At 64.7% G+C, this 1,092-nt stretch carries 1 protein-coding gene; it reads left to right on the top strand.

Going from position 1 to position 1,092, the window contains the following annotated elements:
• The coding region (locus I5M_RS27260; RefSeq protein ID WP_022724292.1) for an OFA family MFS transporter at positions 1–1,092 on the top strand (1,092 nt) is incomplete at both ends.

Genomic DNA, 1,092 nt, shown 5'->3' with positions numbered 1-1,092 from the left:
CGCGCCTGCAGGTCTACTCGATCGCGAACGGATCATCGCCACCGCCGGCTTTAACCGCTGGCTAGTAACGCCGGCTGCGCTGTGCATTCATCTGTGCATCGGCATGGCCTACGGGTTCAGCGTGTTCTGGCTGCCGCTGTCGCGCGCAGTCGGGCTCACGGCGCCCAAGGTTTGCGCCAACATGACGCTCGCCCAGGAGCTATTCACCACGACCTGCGACTGGCGCGTCTCCAGCATGGGCTGGATGTACACATTGTTCTTCGTCATCCTCGGCGTCTCGGCCGCGCTGTGGGGCGGCTGGCTGGAACGCGCCGGCCCGCGCAAGGCCGGCTTCGTCGCAGCTTTGTGCTGGTCCGGCGGACTCGTGCTCGGCGCCATCGGCATCTACACACATCAGCTCTGGCTGCTCTGGCTCGGCTCCGGCGTGATCGGCGGCATCGGGCTCGGCATCGGCTACATCTCGCCGGTGTCGACGCTGGTGAAGTGGTTCCCGGATCGCCGCGGCATGGCGACCGGCATGGCCATCATGGGCTTCGGCGGCGGGGCCATGATCGGCGCCCCGCTCGCCAACATGCTGATGAACTATTTCCGCACCCCAAGCGACGTCGGCGTGTGGCAGACCTTTTTGGTGATGGGTCTGATCTACTTCGTGTTCATGACCATCGGCGCCTTCGCCTATCGGATCGCGCCGCCGAACTGGCGGCCCGACGGCTTCACGCCGACCGCGAAGGCCAACACGATGATCACCGAGCATCACGTGCATCTCGACAACGCTCACAAGACCAAGCAGTTCTGGCTGATCTGGGCGGTGTTGACGCTGAACGTATCGGCCGGCATCGGCGTCATCGGCATGGCGTCGCCGATGCTGCAGGAGATCTTCGCCGGCAAGCTGATCGGCCTGCCCGACCTGACCTTCAGCCAGCTCTCGGTGGCGCAGAAGACCCAGATCGCCGGCATCGCGGCCGGTTTCGCCGGCCTTCTGTCGCTGTTCAACATCGCCGGCCGGTTCTTCTGGGCGTCGCTGTCGGATCACATCGGCCGCAAGAACACGTACTACTGCTTCTTCCTGATCGGCATCGTGCTGTACGCTCT

The organism is Rhodopseudomonas sp. B29, assembly GCF_000333455.1.
Taxonomy (GTDB): domain Bacteria; phylum Pseudomonadota; class Alphaproteobacteria; order Rhizobiales; family Xanthobacteraceae; genus Rhodopseudomonas.
This window is presented reverse-complemented; position numbering and strand designations above follow the sequence as displayed.